The sequence below is a fragment of the Oleiphilus sp. HI0125 genome (genome assembly GCF_001635355.1).
Genome location: NZ_LWGF01001089.1, coordinates 1 through 14,850 on the forward strand (window position 1 = coordinate 1; position 14,850 = coordinate 14,850).

17 protein-coding genes are annotated in these 14,850 nt (G+C 44.1%); 6 read left to right on the top strand and 11 right to left on the bottom strand.

Annotation, left to right across the window (positions count from 1 at the left end; translation table 11 throughout):
* The 9 genes from A3762_RS18720 to ftsY all read right to left on the bottom strand — a co-directional run.
* On the bottom strand, positions 1-756 hold a 756-nt coding region (locus A3762_RS18720; RefSeq protein WP_197469388.1), incomplete at its 3' end, for a HAMP domain-containing protein.
* Positions 757-796: 40 nt separating this feature from the next.
* Positions 797-1,480: a response regulator transcription factor gene (locus tag A3762_RS18725; protein WP_068482946.1), complete on the bottom strand. Its 684-nt coding sequence runs from the start codon at positions 1,478-1,480 to the stop codon at positions 797-799.
* A gap of 9 nt (positions 1,481-1,489) precedes the next feature.
* Complete coding sequence (gene djlA / locus A3762_RS18730; protein WP_068482942.1) at positions 1,490-2,293, bottom strand: co-chaperone DjlA; 804 nt, start codon at positions 2,291-2,293, stop codon at positions 1,490-1,492.
* Positions 2,294-2,368: 75 nt separating this feature from the next.
* A complete protein-coding gene (gene hyi, locus A3762_RS18735) occupies positions 2,369-3,148 on the bottom strand; it encodes a hydroxypyruvate isomerase (protein ID WP_068757103.1) in 780 nt (259 codons plus the stop codon).
* Positions 3,141-4,034 carry an NAD(P)-dependent oxidoreductase gene (locus A3762_RS18740; RefSeq protein ID WP_068482939.1) on the bottom strand — a complete coding sequence of 298 codons (894 nt, stop codon included), beginning with the start codon at positions 4,032-4,034 and terminating at the stop codon, positions 3,141-3,143. Before A3762_RS18740 ends, hyi begins: the two co-directional genes overlap by 8 nt.
* Positions 4,035-4,102: 68 nt before the next feature.
* Positions 4,103-4,957, bottom strand: a complete 855-nt coding sequence (gene rpoH, locus A3762_RS18745) for an RNA polymerase sigma factor RpoH (protein WP_068482772.1) — start codon at positions 4,955-4,957, stop codon at positions 4,103-4,105.
* A 122-nt stretch (positions 4,958-5,079) separates the two neighbouring features.
* On the bottom strand, positions 5,080-6,045 hold the full coding sequence (gene ftsX, locus A3762_RS18750; RefSeq protein ID WP_082869238.1) for a permease-like cell division protein FtsX: 966 nt from the start codon (positions 6,043-6,045) through the stop codon (positions 5,080-5,082).
* Positions 6,038-6,712: a cell division ATP-binding protein FtsE gene (gene ftsE, locus A3762_RS18755; RefSeq protein ID WP_068480398.1), complete on the bottom strand. Its 675-nt coding sequence runs from the start codon at positions 6,710-6,712 to the stop codon at positions 6,038-6,040. Before ftsE ends, ftsX begins: the two co-directional genes overlap by 8 nt.
* An 11-nt stretch (positions 6,713-6,723) precedes the next feature.
* A complete protein-coding gene (ftsY, locus tag A3762_RS18760; RefSeq protein WP_156493586.1) occupies positions 6,724-7,935 on the bottom strand; it encodes a signal recognition particle-docking protein FtsY in 1,212 nt (403 codons plus the stop codon).
* A gap of 134 nt (positions 7,936-8,069) precedes the next feature.
* Here ftsY and rsmD point away from each other — a divergent pair, with 134 nt between their 5' ends.
* Positions 8,070-8,666, top strand: coding sequence for a 16S rRNA (guanine(966)-N(2))-methyltransferase RsmD (gene rsmD / locus A3762_RS18765; RefSeq protein ID WP_068482936.1), 597 nt, complete (start codon positions 8,070-8,072; stop codon positions 8,664-8,666).
* On the opposite strand, the gene A3762_RS18770 is transcribed toward rsmD, so the two are convergent.
* On the bottom strand, positions 8,663-10,624 hold the full coding sequence (locus A3762_RS18770; RefSeq protein ID WP_197469389.1) for a hydantoinase/oxoprolinase family protein: 1,962 nt from the start codon (positions 10,622-10,624) through the stop codon (positions 8,663-8,665). The genes rsmD and A3762_RS18770 overlap by 4 nt on opposite strands.
* Before the next feature lie 31 nt (positions 10,625-10,655).
* Here A3762_RS18770 and mutM point away from each other — a divergent pair, with 31 nt between their 5' ends.
* A complete protein-coding gene (gene mutM / locus A3762_RS18775; RefSeq protein WP_068757105.1) occupies positions 10,656-11,462 on the top strand; it encodes a bifunctional DNA-formamidopyrimidine glycosylase/DNA-(apurinic or apyrimidinic site) lyase in 807 nt (268 codons plus the stop codon).
* Positions 11,463-11,592: 130 nt separating this feature from the next.
* A complete protein-coding gene (locus tag A3762_RS18780) occupies positions 11,593-11,925 on the top strand; it encodes a hypothetical protein (protein WP_068482930.1) in 333 nt (110 codons plus the stop codon).
* Between the two features lie 85 nt (positions 11,926-12,010).
* On the opposite strand, the gene cysQ is transcribed toward A3762_RS18780, so the two are convergent.
* Positions 12,011-12,823 carry a 3'(2'),5'-bisphosphate nucleotidase CysQ gene (gene cysQ / locus A3762_RS18785; RefSeq protein WP_068757107.1) on the bottom strand — a complete coding sequence of 271 codons (813 nt, stop codon included), beginning with the start codon at positions 12,821-12,823 and terminating at the stop codon, positions 12,011-12,013.
* Between the two features lie 58 nt (positions 12,824-12,881).
* Here cysQ and yrfG point away from each other — a divergent pair, with 58 nt between their 5' ends.
* Genes yrfG through hslO form a run of 3 tightly spaced genes read left to right on the top strand, consistent with a single transcriptional unit; the run spans position 12,882 to position 14,810 of the window.
* The gene (gene yrfG, locus A3762_RS18790) at positions 12,882-13,538 is read left to right on the top strand and encodes a GMP/IMP nucleotidase (RefSeq protein WP_068757109.1); all 657 of its coding nucleotides are present in this window, start codon (positions 12,882-12,884) and stop codon (positions 13,536-13,538) included.
* A complete protein-coding gene (locus A3762_RS18795) occupies positions 13,535-13,936 on the top strand; it encodes an RNA-binding S4 domain-containing protein (RefSeq protein ID WP_068754347.1) in 402 nt (133 codons plus the stop codon). The genes yrfG and A3762_RS18795 overlap by 4 nt, the downstream gene beginning before the upstream one ends.
* A 16-nt stretch (positions 13,937-13,952) precedes the next feature.
* On the top strand, positions 13,953-14,810 hold the full coding sequence (hslO, locus tag A3762_RS18800) for an Hsp33 family molecular chaperone HslO (RefSeq protein ID WP_068757111.1): 858 nt from the start codon (positions 13,953-13,955) through the stop codon (positions 14,808-14,810).
* Positions 14,811-14,850 lie beyond the last annotated feature (40 nt).

Consider the following 14,850-nt stretch of genomic DNA (forward strand, 5'->3'; position numbering starts at 1 on the left):
TTCTACTTTTAATAGAGTGTTTTCTAACTTATTTCTAAGTCGGGTAAGAGGTGTTCGAAGGTCGTGCGCAATATTATCTGAGACGTGCTTAATACCTTCCATCAATTGAAAAATGCGATCCAGCATTTCGTTCAGGTTACGCGCGAGTTGGTCAAAATCATCATTGGTTCCGCGATCGGGTATGCGCAATGATAAGTTGCCCTTCATAATTTTCTGGCTGGTTTGGTTGATAATTTCAACGCGACGAGCCGTACTTCGGCTCATCATAACGCCGCCGATCATTGCCAGCATAAAGGTGATCGCCATGCCCAAGTTTATCGCGCGTTCAACAAGCTCTTTAACAGCCATGAACTCGTTGACATCACGGCCTACTAGTAAGCGCAAGCCTCCAGGCACAATGAACACACGTGCTCGAGCTGGCCGATCAAGCTCATTGTGCCAGCCTAACTCTTCATTAAGTGTAAAGTTGAGCCAGCCCTCTTGAACTTCGCCTTCTTCTGGCCACTTATCTATATTGCCTGCGAGTTTGATGAAATCACGCGCAGTAAATAAATAGATCGCTTTGCCGTTAGGATCACGTGCTACACGCTCTCGAATGACACTGATTAAGCCATTCAAACCTTGGCGTTGATATTGTTCTGCCAGACCGACTATTTCAGCTTCGATGGTTTCGTCTGTTTGGCTCGACATATACCCAGCGGTTGCCCAGTAAATAAAGCCCATTAGAATAAAAACAGACGTGGCGAAAAGTACCATGTACATAATCGCCAGCTGAAATGTAGGGGTTCTTAGTAGACTAAGAATCTTCACTCAAAATGTATCCCGCACCACGAACGGTTTGAAGTAGCTGCTTAGGAAAATCTTTGTCGATTTTTGAGCGTAAGCGGCTGATATGAACGTCGATGACGTTTGTTTGTGGATCGAAGTGGTAATCCCACACTTGCTCAAGAAGCATTGTGCGCGTCACGACTTGCCCAGCATGCTTCATTAAGTATTCAAGTAAACGGAATTCACGTGGTTGGAGATCTATTTTCTGGCTAGCACGTTTAACAGTACGTGCGAGTAGATCCATTTCTAGATCAGCCACTTGTAGATGGGTGACTTGTTCAGAACCTGAGCTAGCACCACGACGCTCAAGTGCTTCAAGTCGTGCTAGTAATTCAGTGAAGGAGAATGGTTTTGTTAGGTAGTCATCACCGCCGCCACGAAGTCCTTCAACGCGATCATCAACATCGCCTAGCGCGCTCAAAATCAGAACAGGGGTTTTGTTACCTGTTGCACGGATCGTTTTGATGATTGATAAACCATCCATGCCCGGAAGCATTCGATCGATAATCATTACGTCGTAGCTTTCGCTTGCTGCTAATAGCAAGCCCTCTTTTCCGTCGGCGCAGTGGTCGACTACATTGTCACTTTCTTTAAGGCCATTGACCAAATAGGAGGCAACGTCTTTATCGTCTTCGATTACTAGAACGCGCATTACTTACCTCTACTTTAGATTTCTGTTTTGCTTAACGAGCTCGTAAGCTTCTTTTATTTGTTGTGTTTTTTCTGTTGCAAGCTTCATCATTTCTTCGGGTAAGCCTTTCGCTACCAACTTGTCCGGATGATGTTGGCTCATTAATCGCCGATATGCTCGCTTAAGTTCTTGGTCAGAGCAGTCTTGGTTTACACCAAGTACCTCATATGCTTCATCAATTTTGGAAGCATGAACTTCGGTTTCAAAGCCTTGATTACTATGGTGGAAGCGTTGTTGAGCCACGGCCATAGCAAGAAGGTGTTCGAACTGTTGACGGTTAAAGCCGAGAATCTCAGCAAGCTCCATTAAAATCGCTTGCTCGTTTGCGTGAAGTTCACCGTCAGCGAGTGCCGTAGCAATCTGAATTTCGATGAACATCTGCAGTAAGTTTCTTCGACGTCCGCATTCTTGTTTAAGCTGCTCTGCAACCGCTTTGTAGTCGAAGCTGGCTGACTTTCCTTGAGTAAACAATGATTGTGCTGCTTTTTGCTGCTCATTGTTTAATTGCATTCGAGACATGGTGTTCTGAGCAACACTTATCTCATCTTGACTTACAATTCCATCTGCTTTGGCAACGTGCCCCATAATTGAGAATGTTGCGCCAAAGAATGCTGCTTGGATATCTTCTGTTGAAAGGTCATCAGGGGCAAAGTTTTCAATGCCGGCTAAGCCTTTGTCAAAGCTATGCCCAATTGCTGCGCCGAGTACTGCTCCAATGGGACCTGATACGGCGAAACCAAGTGCCCCGCCTATTAGTTTTCCCCACCAACTCATTTGCAAACCTATTTAAACTGCATTAACTGAAAATACCGAACTTACATGGTTTTAACACAAGCGTAATTTTACACGTTAATTAAAGCTTCGTAACCACGCCAGAGAGCTAACTGTGTCTGTTTTTGGCAGATATTCTGCACTAACAAATCCTGTGTACTCATTCTGGTCTAGAAAATTGAATGCTTTTTCAAAATCAATGTCGCCAGTGCCTGGTTCGTGTCGGCCAGGGCTGTCGGCAAATTGTACGTGTTGAATGTGTGGCCAGATAGATTTCAAACTTCTTTCTAAATCGCCGTGCATGATTTGCATATGATAGAGGTCGAATTGAAAGTAAACGTTTGTGTGTTGAACTTGATCAATTAATGACTGGCTCTTTTCGAGGGTATCGAGGTAGAAACCAGGCATATCGACTTTAGAGTTAATTGCTTCGACTAGTAGTTTTATTCCGGCTGATTCGAGCGCACTTGCTGCGTAGTGAATATTTTCCAGCCAGCATGATTCAGCTTCTTCTTCACTCAAATCGTTTGGTTTTAAGCCTGACAGGCAATTGAGTTGTTTGACGTTTAATTGTTCGGCGTAATGAATGGCTTGATCAATACCTCGTCGAAATTCGTCTTTACGATCAGGTAGGCATGCGATGCCTCGCTCCCCTTTTGACCAGTCGCCGGGAGGCAAGTTGAACAAGACTTGTTCTAGATTGTTATCTTGCAATCTTGAGACAAGATCTTGAGCGGAATAATCATAAGGAAACAAATACTCTATGTAGCGAAAGCCATTGTCTTTCGCTGCTTTAAAACGATCAAGAAAGTCATGTTCTTGAAATAGCATGGTGATATTGGCCGCGAATTTAGGCATTTTCTTTGTTCTCAGCAAAGTGCGATGTATTGTTGAGGCGTTCGAGTTCTACCATTAATCCGCTATGGTCGATGTTCTCTTTGCCATGAGCGATTAGCGACAGATAGCCGTCATGCGTGCGTTGTGACAGGGGTAGGGTCAAACCTTGTAATCGAGCTTCATCGAGTATGGTGCGCATGTCTTTTAATTGAACACGGCTACGCGCCCCAGGTTCATAATTGCCATCAATCATTCGTTGACCGTGTAATTCTAATATGCGGCTAGCAGCGAAACCGCCACCCAAAGCCTTACGAACTGCCACAGGGTCTGCTCCACCCTCTGCAGCAAGCAACAAAGCTTCTGAGACTGCTCCAATCGTAATACCTACAATAGCTTGATTAGCCAGTTTAGCGACTTGTCCCGTACCATGCGGGCCGATGTGTGTGGCGGAACCCATTGCATTGAAAATAGGGAGAGCTTTATCGAAGTCATTTTTATTTCCGCCGGCCATAATCGACAGAGTCGCTTGTTCAGCACCTACGGTACCTCCAGACACTGGGGCATCTAAATACGAAATACCATAATTCTTAAGTAGCTGAGCATGTGCACGCGCTTGTTCCGGCGGTATTGAACTCATATCAACGACCATGCTTCCAGACTTTATCGCCTGAAGAACATCGCCTTGCATGAGTGTTTGCTCAACGATATCTCCGGTCTCTAGCATAGTGATGATAATGTCTGCGTGAGCAACTGCCTCGCTGATAGCTGTATATGTATTCGCGTTTTTCTGAAATGGGTCGAGTTTTGATTGGGTGCGGTTCCATAGGTGTAGAGAGAAACCTGCACGAATCAGGTTAGTAACCATGGGAGCGCCCATGAGGCCTACACCAATAAAAGCAATATGCATGACATAACTCCGAATTTTAATGGCATAAAAAAACCGCCTGTTGGCGGTTTTTAGTAGAAGAAAGAGGCCTAACTATCCATTAAGCCTTTTACTTTCTTCATCGCATTTTTTTCTAATTGACGAATTCGTTCAGCTGAAACGCCGTATTCATCTGCTAGCTCATGAAGCGTGGCTTTTTTCTCATTTAACCAGCGTTTGGTGATGATATCTAAACTACGCTCATCGAGAGTACGTAAGGCTTCAGTTAAACGATGACGCGTATCACTCGATGTATCAGCCAGCTCTACAGCACGTGCAGGGTCTGCTGAATGATCTTCTAGATAGTTCGCTGGAGCTAAGAACGCGCTGTCATCATCTTCATCAGAGCTAGCATCGAATGCTGTATCTTGAGCGCTCAAGCGACCTTCCATTTCGCGAACGACGCGAGGTTCTACACCAAGGTCTTTAGCTACTGAATCAACTTCATCTGCGGTAAACCAAGCAAGACGCTTTTTAGAGCTGCGAAGATTGAAGAACATTTTACGTTGCGCTTTGGTCGTCGCAATTTTGACAATGCGCCAATTACGTAAAATGAATTCGTGAATTTCAGCTTTGATCCAATGTACAGCAAAAGACACCAAGCGAACGCCGAATGTCGGATCGAAACGTTTAACGGCTTTCATTAGGCCGACGTTTCCTTCCTGAATAAGATCAGCTTGAGCTAAACCATATCCAGAGTAACTTTTAGCGATATGAACAACAAAACGTAGATGCGACATAATCAAGTGTCGCGCAGCCACAAGGTCGTTTTCGTCATGTAAGCGCGCAGTTAAATCTCGCTCTTCTTCAATTGACAAAATCGGGATGCTGTTGACCGTTTGGATGTAAGACTCAAGGTTGCCACCAGGAGTTAACATGTCGACGGGTTGTAAGCTTGTGCCCATTAATATTCCTCTATTCGTTATCCTTGCATCATAGCACCTCGGCACTTTTGTGCTCAAGTGTGCTAATGTTGAGTGGTTGGACTACTTAAGCCTTAAAAAGTTCCGAATTTCGTAGATAGGTATTAGCTTGGTTCAATTGCGCTTATATGTTGTTTCACAGAAATTTTGGCAGCGCACCAACCTAAAAATGTTCCAACTAACAGAATAAAAAGTGTAGTTTCAATGTTCAAACCTGACAAACTAAAATCGCTTTGATATGAAGCTGTCAGTGCTTCAATAGGTTGCGCTAGAATGGCTAACACCACGCTGCATAAAATAATGGAAAATATTCCTCCGCCTATGCCATAGAAAATACCTAAGTACAGAAACGGTCTACAAACAAACGCGTCCGTTCCTCCCACCAGTTTAAGTACGGCAATTTCGTCTTTTCGGTTTTCGATTGCTAATCGAATCGTATTTCCGAGAATTAAAATGACAGCAATACTTAGCATTAGCCCAAGAATCCAGGTGCTTAAACTAAGAAAGTTGGTAATAGAGTTGAGTCGCTGAACCCACATTAAATCAAGCTGAACCAGATCAATTTCAGGCTTTCCTAGTAGGCTAGTGCGAAGTTTTTGCGCTTGTTCTATCGTATTAGCAGAATCACTCAGGGTTACGATAATACTGTGAGGAAGGGGATTGTCGCTCAAGTGCTCAAGTGTCGACTCGAGTTCAAATGTTGCTTTAAATTCCTCAAGAGCATCATCTTGATGGATGAACTTGGCTGACTCTATGCCTTCGATTTTTGTTAGTTCTTGCGCAAATGTTGCCCCTTTAATCGGCGATAATGTTTTGCTTAGCATCACCGTCATTTGAGTCGTATTATCAAAGCTCAATTGAGAGCGCTCGAGATTGCTTAAGAACACGCCTAGTAAAGTGGGCAATAAGATAGCAATACCAATAACGGCGCACGTAAGGATTGATGCTAATGGTTTTTTCTTTTGCTCATTAAGGGTATGAGAAAGAGCTTTTTTGTGATTACCAAAGTAACTGCCAAGCATCGGTTTTGATGCAGAAACTTGAGCGCCTTGTGAATTTGACTTAGCCATTTACGAATGCCTCTTCGTTTCTGATGTGGCCATGATCAAGTTCGATTACTCGGTAAGGTAGGCGTGAAATAAGCTCTAAGTCGTGCGTTGCAATCAACACCGTGACACCCACTTGGTTAAAGTCGCTAAACAGCTTCATGATTTCTGCCGATAGCTCTGGATCAAGATTACCTGTAGGTTCGTCAGCTAACAGAATAGGTGGCTTGTTGACGACAGCACGAGCAATACCAACACGTTGTTGTTCACCTCCAGAAAGTTGAATGGGCGTGAGCTTCTCTTTGCTCAGTAGCCCAACTTTATCGAGTGCAGCCCGTACGCGTTTAGCAATTTCCTTTGGTGGCGTTCCTGCAACTTCCATCGCAATCGCGACATTATCAAAGACTGTGCGATCAAACAGAAGTTTGTGGTCTTGGAATACAACACCTGCATGGCGACGATAATAAGGAACTTGTCGCGGAGGAATACGTGCAAGGTTTTGATTGCCAACCGTGATTTGACCTTTGCTGGCTCGTTCCATCAGCATGATTAGTTTAAGTAGTGTGCTTTTTCCTGCGCCGGAATGTCCTGTTAGAAATGCCATTTCACCTCTCGCGAGCTCGAATGAAACATTTTTCAGGGCTTCGTGCCCATCAGGGTAACGTTTTCCGACGTTAATAAACTGAATCATGCTTTAACAACTTAAGCGTCTGTTTGTTTTTCAAAAAGTGCTTCAATGAATTCATCCGCATCGAAGGGACGTAAGTCATCGATTTGTTCGCCGACGCCAATAAAACGAATCGGTAAACCGAGCTGTTTTGCAATGGCGAAAATAATACCGCCTTTTGCAGTACCATCTAATTTCGTCAGACTGATTCCTGTAACGCCCACGGCTTGTTGGAATATTTGCGCTTGGCTAAGTGCGTTTTGTCCTGTGCCAGCATCAAGTACCAACATCACCTCGTGTGGTGCTTGTGCATCAACCTTCTTCATCACTCGAACAACTTTTTCGAGTTCTGACATCAAGTTGTCTTTGTTTTGAAGACGACCTGCTGTATCGGCGATGATGACATCAATGCCTTTAGATTTTGCGGATTCAACGGCATCAAAGATCACTGATGCACTGTCTGCGCCCGTGTGTTGCGCAACGACTGGAACATCATTGCGTTCGCCCCATACTTGCAGTTGCTCCACGGCTGCTGCGCGGAATGTATCACCTGCAGCCAGCATGACAGAGTGACCTTGGCTTTGAAAACGCTTGGCCATCTTGCCTATGGTTGTCGTTTTGCCTACGCCGTTTACACCAACTACCAATATGACAAAAGGTGTATCGCTTTTGGGGATCTCAAGCGGCGCTTGCTTGTCGGCAAGAAGAGCAGCTAGTTCGGTTTTGAGTAGCTGATAAATAGCTTCAGAATCTTTAAGCTCTTTGCGCTCAGAGCGCTCTGTGATTGTTTGAATAACTTGAGAGCACGCTTCAACACCGATGTCTGCCATCAGGAGTTGTGTTTCGATTTCTTCAAGAAGGTCTTCATCAATCTCTTTTTTACCAAGAAGAAGTTGGCCCAAGCCATCACTGAGTTGGCCTCTTGTTCTATTTAAGCCAGATACAATACGAGAGAAGAAGTTCGTTGAGGGTTCTTCAGTAATCTCTTCGACTTTTTCTTCAGCAGCCGGTTCAATGTCAGTAACTTCTGCGATTTCTGCTGTTGGAGTCGGTTCAACGCTAGAAGTATCTAGTGTTTCGCTAATTGGTTTTGGCTGTTCGGTGACTTGCTCTCGAGGCGGTAAGCTTTGTTTCTTAGCAAACGGAGGAAGTTGCTTGTGAGTAACTTTTCTGGTTTTGATATCGATAACGAAGGCGATCGCGATGAGCGCGATAATTGCGAAACCGATAAGCATTTGGTTATCCATGAGTCGTCCAAAGAAAGAATGTCATCCTGTATATCGACAGGTGATAATTAGATTGATAGAAACTGTGTCCGCACTACAATAAGCGGCGAGCATTTATGCCGACCGAGATCAACGCGATTATGAGCTAAATTCTAATGCCAGCACGAGCTAAAAAAAACCGTAAGCCAGAAAAAAAAAGTGAAGGTTCTTTTCGCATTATTGCTGGAGAGCATAGAAGTCGTCGTTTGAGTTTTCCCGAAGTAGAAGGTTTGCGTCCCACAACAGATCGCGTTCGTGAGACAGTATTTAATTGGATGCGCCATGAAGTCATTGGTGCGAACGTACTAGATTTGTTTGCGGGCAGTGGCGCGCTTGGTTTTGAGGCTGCATCACGCGGCGCGAAACATGTGCAGTTTATCGAAAAAAATACACAAGCATTTCGCTACCTAGAACAAAACAAAGCGCTGTTAAATGTGCCGGCATCAGTGAGTCATGTCGATGCCCTCAGTTTTCTTCAAAGCTATTCTGGAGAGCCTTTAGATATCGTATTGATTGACCCGCCGTTCAGAAAAGATTTAGTTAATCAGGTTCTAGCGCTTCTTGATAACCGGCAAGTCTTAGCGCCAGAGGGGCTTGTTTACATCGAAACAGAAGCGGAATTGTCACAGCTAGACATTCCTAGCGCATGGCAAGAGCTGAAATCCAAAAACGCAGGTCAGGTTATCTCTAGGCTTTACGAAATCAAATCTTAAGGCCTCGATAGCAGTAAATTTCCAAACCTATCTAATTCACATTGCCAGGCTTTTGGTATCCAGGTGGTCGATATTTTTTCTGTGATAATAGCTGGACCAGTCACTATATCGCCCAGTTGAATATGATCTCGTTCGATCACTGCGATTTCATTGTTTAGCAATGATGTTGAAGAAGAACTTGTATGCATTGGTTTCGATAAAGAATTAATTGCTGGAACACCTTCGATACTCAACTTCAGATTAACGAGCTCGATTTTTTTATTTAAACGATGACCAAAGCGTTGTTCATGTGCGGCTTCAAACTCCTCGACAGAGCGCTCAGAGTAAGGTACCTCAATCGTGTAGCTTTGCCCCAAGTATCTTAAATCTAGGTGTTGTTTAATCTTCCCTGTTTGCGCAAGTTCTGGGCTGTCTTCAGCTATCTCCGCTTTCATTTTGTCAAATAAGTCAGCAAGTGTTTCTTTGCTAACGTCTTGATAAGGGTGAATGTAGGAGTGTGTTGCATTACGCATAGGCGCTGCGGTGAGCATGCCGAACGCAGACAAGACGCCAGAATTGCGTGGGATAATAGCGCGTTTGATATTGAGTTTTTCTGCAAGAGAGCAAACATGCATCCCGCCTGCGCCACCAAAGCAACATAAACTGAAGTCTTTAGGCGAATGCCCTTGTTTGACTGAGATATTATGCAGCGCTGCTGACATTTGTTGTTCTGCAAGTTGAACGATGCCTTGCGCCGTTTCTTCAATGCTCAAAGATAGTTGCTGCGCTAGTTTTTCGATTGCTTGGATTGCTTTATCGAAGTCTAAGCTTAATGAACCACCCAGTTTGGCAGATCTAGGGATGTGACCAAGAATCAAGTTAGCATCCGTCACGGTTGCCCTATCTCCGTCTTGGCCATAGCAGGCCGGCCCTGGATTAGAACCTGCAGATTCAGGCCCAACATGTAGCATGCCCGCTTCATCTATCCAGGCAATAGAGCCGCCGCCTGCCCCGATAGTATCCATATCTAGCATAGGGATAGCTACTGGCCAGTCAGCGATGGAGTTTTCGCTGCTTAACAAGAAATCTCCATCCATTAAACTCACATCGGTGCTTGTGCCTCCCATATCAAAGCTGAGTATTTTCGTTTGATTGAGTGACTTTCCGAGTAATCGGACGGCTGATAGCCCCCCAGCAGGTCCAGAGAGAAGAAGATTAACGGCGCGTTTTTTGGCCTCATCCAGTGTCAGTAGGCCGCCAGACGATTGCATGATTTGAACATGATTGTTCTTGAGTTTGTCTTGAAGCATGCTCAGGTAGTTATTGACCTTTGGGCCCAATGACGCGTTAAGCCATGTAGCGATGCCGCGTTCATATTCTTTATAAACCGGCAATACAAAAGACGAACGGGAGACGAAAAAGTCTTTGTTCAAGGCGCTCTCAATGCGTTGTTCTTCCTCACTATTCAAAAACGAGAATAAAAGGTTGATAGCGATCGCTTCGGCACTGCTCTCTTTTACATCTTCAACTAGCTGAGAGATCGCTTCATCACTTAAGGGAGTAATGATGTTGCCTTGTGCATCGCGTCGACAGTCAACTTCGAAGCATAATTCTGGCGGTACTGGCGGGTCAGTTTTGATCGGTTTTAGATTGTATAGTTCTTTGCGATTTTGACGGCCAATGCTGAGTACATCTTTGAAGCCTTTGTTGGCGATGTAAGCGGTGCGTGCGCCTTTACCTTCTAGCGCGGCATTTGTCGCAACTGTACTGCCATGAATAATGTTCAGGGAACCAGATAGCAAGTCATCTTCAAGACCGAGTTCAAGGATGCCTTGAATAATCGCTTTCGCCGGATTGCTTGGCGTAGAGAGAACTTTATGTGTTTGCATCTGGTCTGACTCAATCAGAACAAAGTCGGTGAATGTGCCACCAGCATCAACGCCCAAGTGTTTGATTTGCTTACCCTGCTTCGTAGACAATGATCAACCTTTCAATCTGAGTGAATAAATAGTGCCTGAACTACCAGAAGTAGAAACAACGCGACGCGGTATTTTGCCTTACAGCGAAGGGAAAGTCCTGCAAGGTATGACAATTCGTAATAGCCGATTACGCTGGCCTGTCTCTACGGAGTTAGAAATTTGGTCGCCTAATCTCGTAAAAAGCGTGACTCGACGCGGCAAGTATATTGTCATGAGTTTTGATCAAGGAAGTATCTTAATTCATTTGGGAATGTCAGGGAGTTTGCGGGTTGTGTCTGCAGATACTGAAGTACAGAAGCATGATCATGTGGATTTTTGCTTTGCAGATCATGTATTGCGTTTTAACGATCCTAGACGCTTTGGCTCTATTTTGTGGACAGAGGATTGGAGTAAGCATGAGTTAATCAACAAGTTAGGACCAGAGCCTTTGTCGGATGCGTTCGATGTTGATTACCTGCATCAAAAATCAAAGAGTCGATCTATTGCTGTGAAGCAATTCATTATGGATAGCCATGTCGTTGTAGGGGTTGGAAATATATACGCTAATGAGGCTTTGTTTCTGTCAGGCATTCACCCTTCACGTGCCGCAGGGCGAATTTCAAAAAAGCGTTATGCTGAATTGCTTAAAAATATAAAGCTTGTATTGAGTCGAGCGATTGATCAAGGCGGGACAACCTTGCGGGATTTCGTCGGTGGGGATGGCAAGCCGGGCTACTTTCAGCAACAGTTGTTCGTATATGGTCGCCAAGGTGAGCCGTGTAAAAACTGTGGTGAGACCCTTAAAGAAATCAGGCACTCGGGTAGAAGCACGGTATTTTGTTCAGTGTGTCAAAAGTGATCACAAGAAATAAGGTAATCGGGATGAAGCATTAGACAGTGAGCAAACAGCAGCTATAGTTAAAACATTCACTTAACGTGCATTCTTAGAAGTCTCTTTAATAAAATTCGGCTCTGGTGGAGGAGTTTCGATGTACCATAAAATTAAACAAATATTATGCAGTGTGGCGCTGTGTGTGAGTCTTGTTCTTCCAACTATTGCCCATGCAAATCCTGTTAATGAAACCCCAAGTGCAATGGCGATGACTGGCGACGCATTGTTTGTGCGTCCATTAATGTTTGTCACGACTATTCTTGGTGCGGGCGTATTTATTGTTTCATCACCATTTTCTGCGCTTGGTGGTAACATTGGAGAGTCATTCGAAGTATTAGTCGAAGGTCCTTTTGAAACGACATTTGTACGTTGCTTGGGTTGTACCTTAAACGGCCGAAAAGCGAATGATGTGGTAGAGCAAGAAGATTAAGCTGCCATAGCTTTGAAGGTTTTATAAGAGCGCGATCTTGAAAAAGGTCGCGCTTTTTTCGTTTTGAATAGCTGATAATTTCCGCTTATAGAAATTTTTTCCAATCAAAGCTCGTGTCACCTACGGCATGGAAGAAAGGGTTCAACATTTCTTCTTTTGTGTTGTAACGCAATGGTGTGAGTTCCGGAGTATAGATTTCACCGCCGGCGCCTTTCAGAACAGCGTGCGCCGCAGCGGTGTCCCATTCACAAGTGAGTGCTAAGCGTGGATACCAATCAGCGGATCCTTCAGCGCAGGCGCAAATTTTGAGGGAGCTACCCATATCTACACGATCGACATTCGAGAACGTATCTGAAACTTTCTCTAACAAGCTATCTAGTGCTTCTGCACCGTGTCGACGACTTCCTACAACCGTTAATGTGGTGCCGAGATTAACGGGCTTGATCGAAATTTGTTCGTGTAATCCTGCTGAGTTTTTGAAGCTTCCGAATGCTAGGCCGCCCAAGTATAAGGTATCTGTTACCGGAACATAAACGAGTCCAAGCGCTGGCTCGTGGTTTTCAATGAAGGCGATATTAACGGTGAATTCGCCATTCTTATTAATGAATTCTTTTGTGCCGTCTAGTGGGTCAACAAGCCAGTAGCGTTGCCAATGCTTTCGCTCTGTATACTCTGGTAGACCACCCTCTTCTGACAAAATAGGGATATCTGGAGTTAGGGCTTGTAGACCCTTTTCAATGATTTGGTGTGCCGCTAAGTCGGCTTTGGTAACAGGGGAATCGTCGCTTTTAGTATCTATCTCGATAGGAAAATCTGAGTTATATACTTCTAAAATTGCCTTGCCGGCATCCTTGGCAATAACTGAAAGTGGTTCAAAAAACGCGCTTAAATCTGACATAGCTACCCTGCTTCGTTAAAATGCATCGAATCAATTGCCATAAAGTATAGAGAGTTTGATGCTCAACTGGAATCAAATCGATACCGTCTTCCTTGATATGGACGGCACCTTGTTAGACCTGCATTTCGATAATTATTTTTGGATGCAACATCTTCCAAAGCGCTTCGCTGATACGCGAGGAATGACGCTTGAAGAATCGAATACATTTCTGAGCAAGTATTTTCGAGATCTTAAAGGAACCTTAAATTGGTATTGTTTTGATTATTGGTCTGACTTACTTGATATGGATTTGATCCAATTAAAACATGAAGTGAAAGACAAAATAGCCTACCGGCCATTTGCTGAAGAATTCCTGAGTGCAATATCCGCTGGACCTTATCGCGTATTGCTTGTGACAAATTCTCACAGAGCAGGTGTTGAAATTAAGATGCAATGCACCAATCTAGGCGATTATATTGATGAAGTGCATACATCTCATGATTTTGGCTTACCGAAAGAAGATCCAGAGTTTTGGACAGCTTTGCGCAAAAAAGTACATTTTGATCCACGCTCAACAGTATTTTTTGATGATAATGAAGATGTCCTTCATTCTGCTAAAAAAGCGGGACTCGTGCATTTGATCAATATCGTAAAACCAGATAGCCGCGGACCTATGAGAGTGAAAAGTGACTATCCTTTGTTGTCTTCATTTATGGATGTAATGCCTTCGTCATGACAGAAAGTTCTGAGCAAAAAGTTCGTATCGATAAATGGTTGTGGGCAGCAAGATTTTTTAAGACCCGGTCTATGGCTAAAGAAGCTGTAGAGGGCGGCAAAGTGCAATACAACGGTCAGCGTTGCAAACCAGGTAAGACGGTCGATTTGGGCGCTACTTTGCAAATTCGACAAGGCTGGGTGGATAAAGTCGTGACAGTGGCTGGCTTGTCAGATCGTCGTCAAAACGCAACCTTAGCTCAACAGCTATATGAAGAAACGGAAGAAAGTCGAATAGAGCGTGAAAAGAAAGTGGCGGAGCGTCGTGCGGAACGCGAAAGTCAGCCAGTACCGTTTAGAAGACCGAATAAACGGGATCGTCGTTTAATTCATCGTTTCAAAGATCAACGAAACGATTAGAGACAGAGAGATAATTATGCTTGAAGGAGATTCCTTCCAAAAATTCCTCCTTGATGAATGCCATATTCGAGGTGAAATTGTTCGCTTGTCAAAAAGCTTTCAAGAAGTTACTGCAAACAAAGACTATCCCCAAATACCTAGAGCGTTGTTAGCACAAGCAACCTGTGCATCTGTATTGATGACAGGAACACTCAAGTTTGAAGGTAGACTAGCTGTACATGCTCGAGGTGAAGGCCCCGTCAGTTTGTTAATGGCAGAAGCGACAGATCAAAAGTCTTTTCGAAGTATCGTGCATTATGAGGACGCTTTGCCGGACTCTAATGATTTAGGCGATTTGTTGGGGAAAGCACAACTAGCGATCACCATAGAGCCTGATAAGGGACAGCGTTATCAAGGGATTGTGCCTTTAGAGCGATCGACGTTGGCTGAATGTTTGGCGCATTACTTTGATTTATCAGAGCAGCTAGATACGCATTTCATGTTTGCGAGTGATGACGAGTACTGTTATGGCTTGATGCTTCAAAAGCTTCCTGATTACAAATATATCGATGATCAAGATGCTTGGGATCGTGTTAGGCAGCTCGCTGAGACATTGAGCTTTGAAGAGGTCAAACAGAATGACAATGCGACTATCTTGCATCGTCTTTATCATGAAGAAAGTCTGCAAGTGTATGAGTCAGAGCCTGTGCGTTTTGAATGCACATGTTCCGAGGAGCGGTCTTTAAATTCTCTTTATTCTTTAGGGAAAGATGAGGCGCTGTCGATTCTTGATGAAGAGCCTGTGATAGGAATCGATTGTCAATTTTGTGGTGCGCATTACGAATTTGATCGCGAGCGTGTCAATGAGTTATTTAATGTCGGTAAGCCGCACTAATTGGTTATTCATTGAACACATAAAGCGCATAATGCTTGGC

Bases quoted from the DNA above. Each gene is read 5' to 3' on its own strand.
- ftsE (WP_068480398.1), bottom strand. From the start codon at position 6,712: ATGATTCAGTTTATTAACGTCGGAAAACGTTACCCTGATGGGCACGAA.
- rpoH (WP_068482772.1), bottom strand. From the start codon at position 4,957: ATGGGCACAAGCTTACAACCCGTCGACATGTTAACTCCTGGTGGCAAC.
- rsmD (WP_068482936.1), top strand. From the start codon at position 8,070: ATGCCAGCACGAGCTAAAAAAAACCGTAAGCCAGAAAAAAAAAGTGAA.
- yrfG (WP_068757109.1), top strand. From the start codon at position 12,882: ATGCTCAACTGGAATCAAATCGATACCGTCTTCCTTGATATGGACGGC.
- A3762_RS18795 (WP_068754347.1), top strand. From the start codon at position 13,535: ATGACAGAAAGTTCTGAGCAAAAAGTTCGTATCGATAAATGGTTGTGG.
- hslO (WP_068757111.1), top strand. From the start codon at position 13,953: ATGCTTGAAGGAGATTCCTTCCAAAAATTCCTCCTTGATGAATGCCAT.
- ftsY (WP_156493586.1), bottom strand. From the start codon at position 7,935: ATGGATAACCAAATGCTTATCGGTTTCGCAATTATCGCGCTCATCGCG.
- A3762_RS18725 (WP_068482946.1), bottom strand. From the start codon at position 1,480: ATGCGCGTTCTAGTAATCGAAGACGATAAAGACGTTGCCTCCTATTTG.
- djlA (WP_068482942.1), bottom strand. From the start codon at position 2,293: ATGAGTTGGTGGGGAAAACTAATAGGCGGGGCACTTGGTTTCGCCGTA.
- A3762_RS18780 (WP_068482930.1), top strand. From the start codon at position 11,593: ATGTACCATAAAATTAAACAAATATTATGCAGTGTGGCGCTGTGTGTG.
- ftsX (WP_082869238.1), bottom strand. From the start codon at position 6,045: ATGGCTAAGTCAAATTCACAAGGCGCTCAAGTTTCTGCATCAAAACCG.
- hyi (WP_068757103.1), bottom strand. From the start codon at position 3,148: ATGCCTAAATTCGCGGCCAATATCACCATGCTATTTCAAGAACATGAC.
- A3762_RS18740 (WP_068482939.1), bottom strand. From the start codon at position 4,034: ATGCATATTGCTTTTATTGGTGTAGGCCTCATGGGCGCTCCCATGGTT.
- cysQ (WP_068757107.1), bottom strand. From the start codon at position 12,823: ATGTCAGATTTAAGCGCGTTTTTTGAACCACTTTCAGTTATTGCCAAG.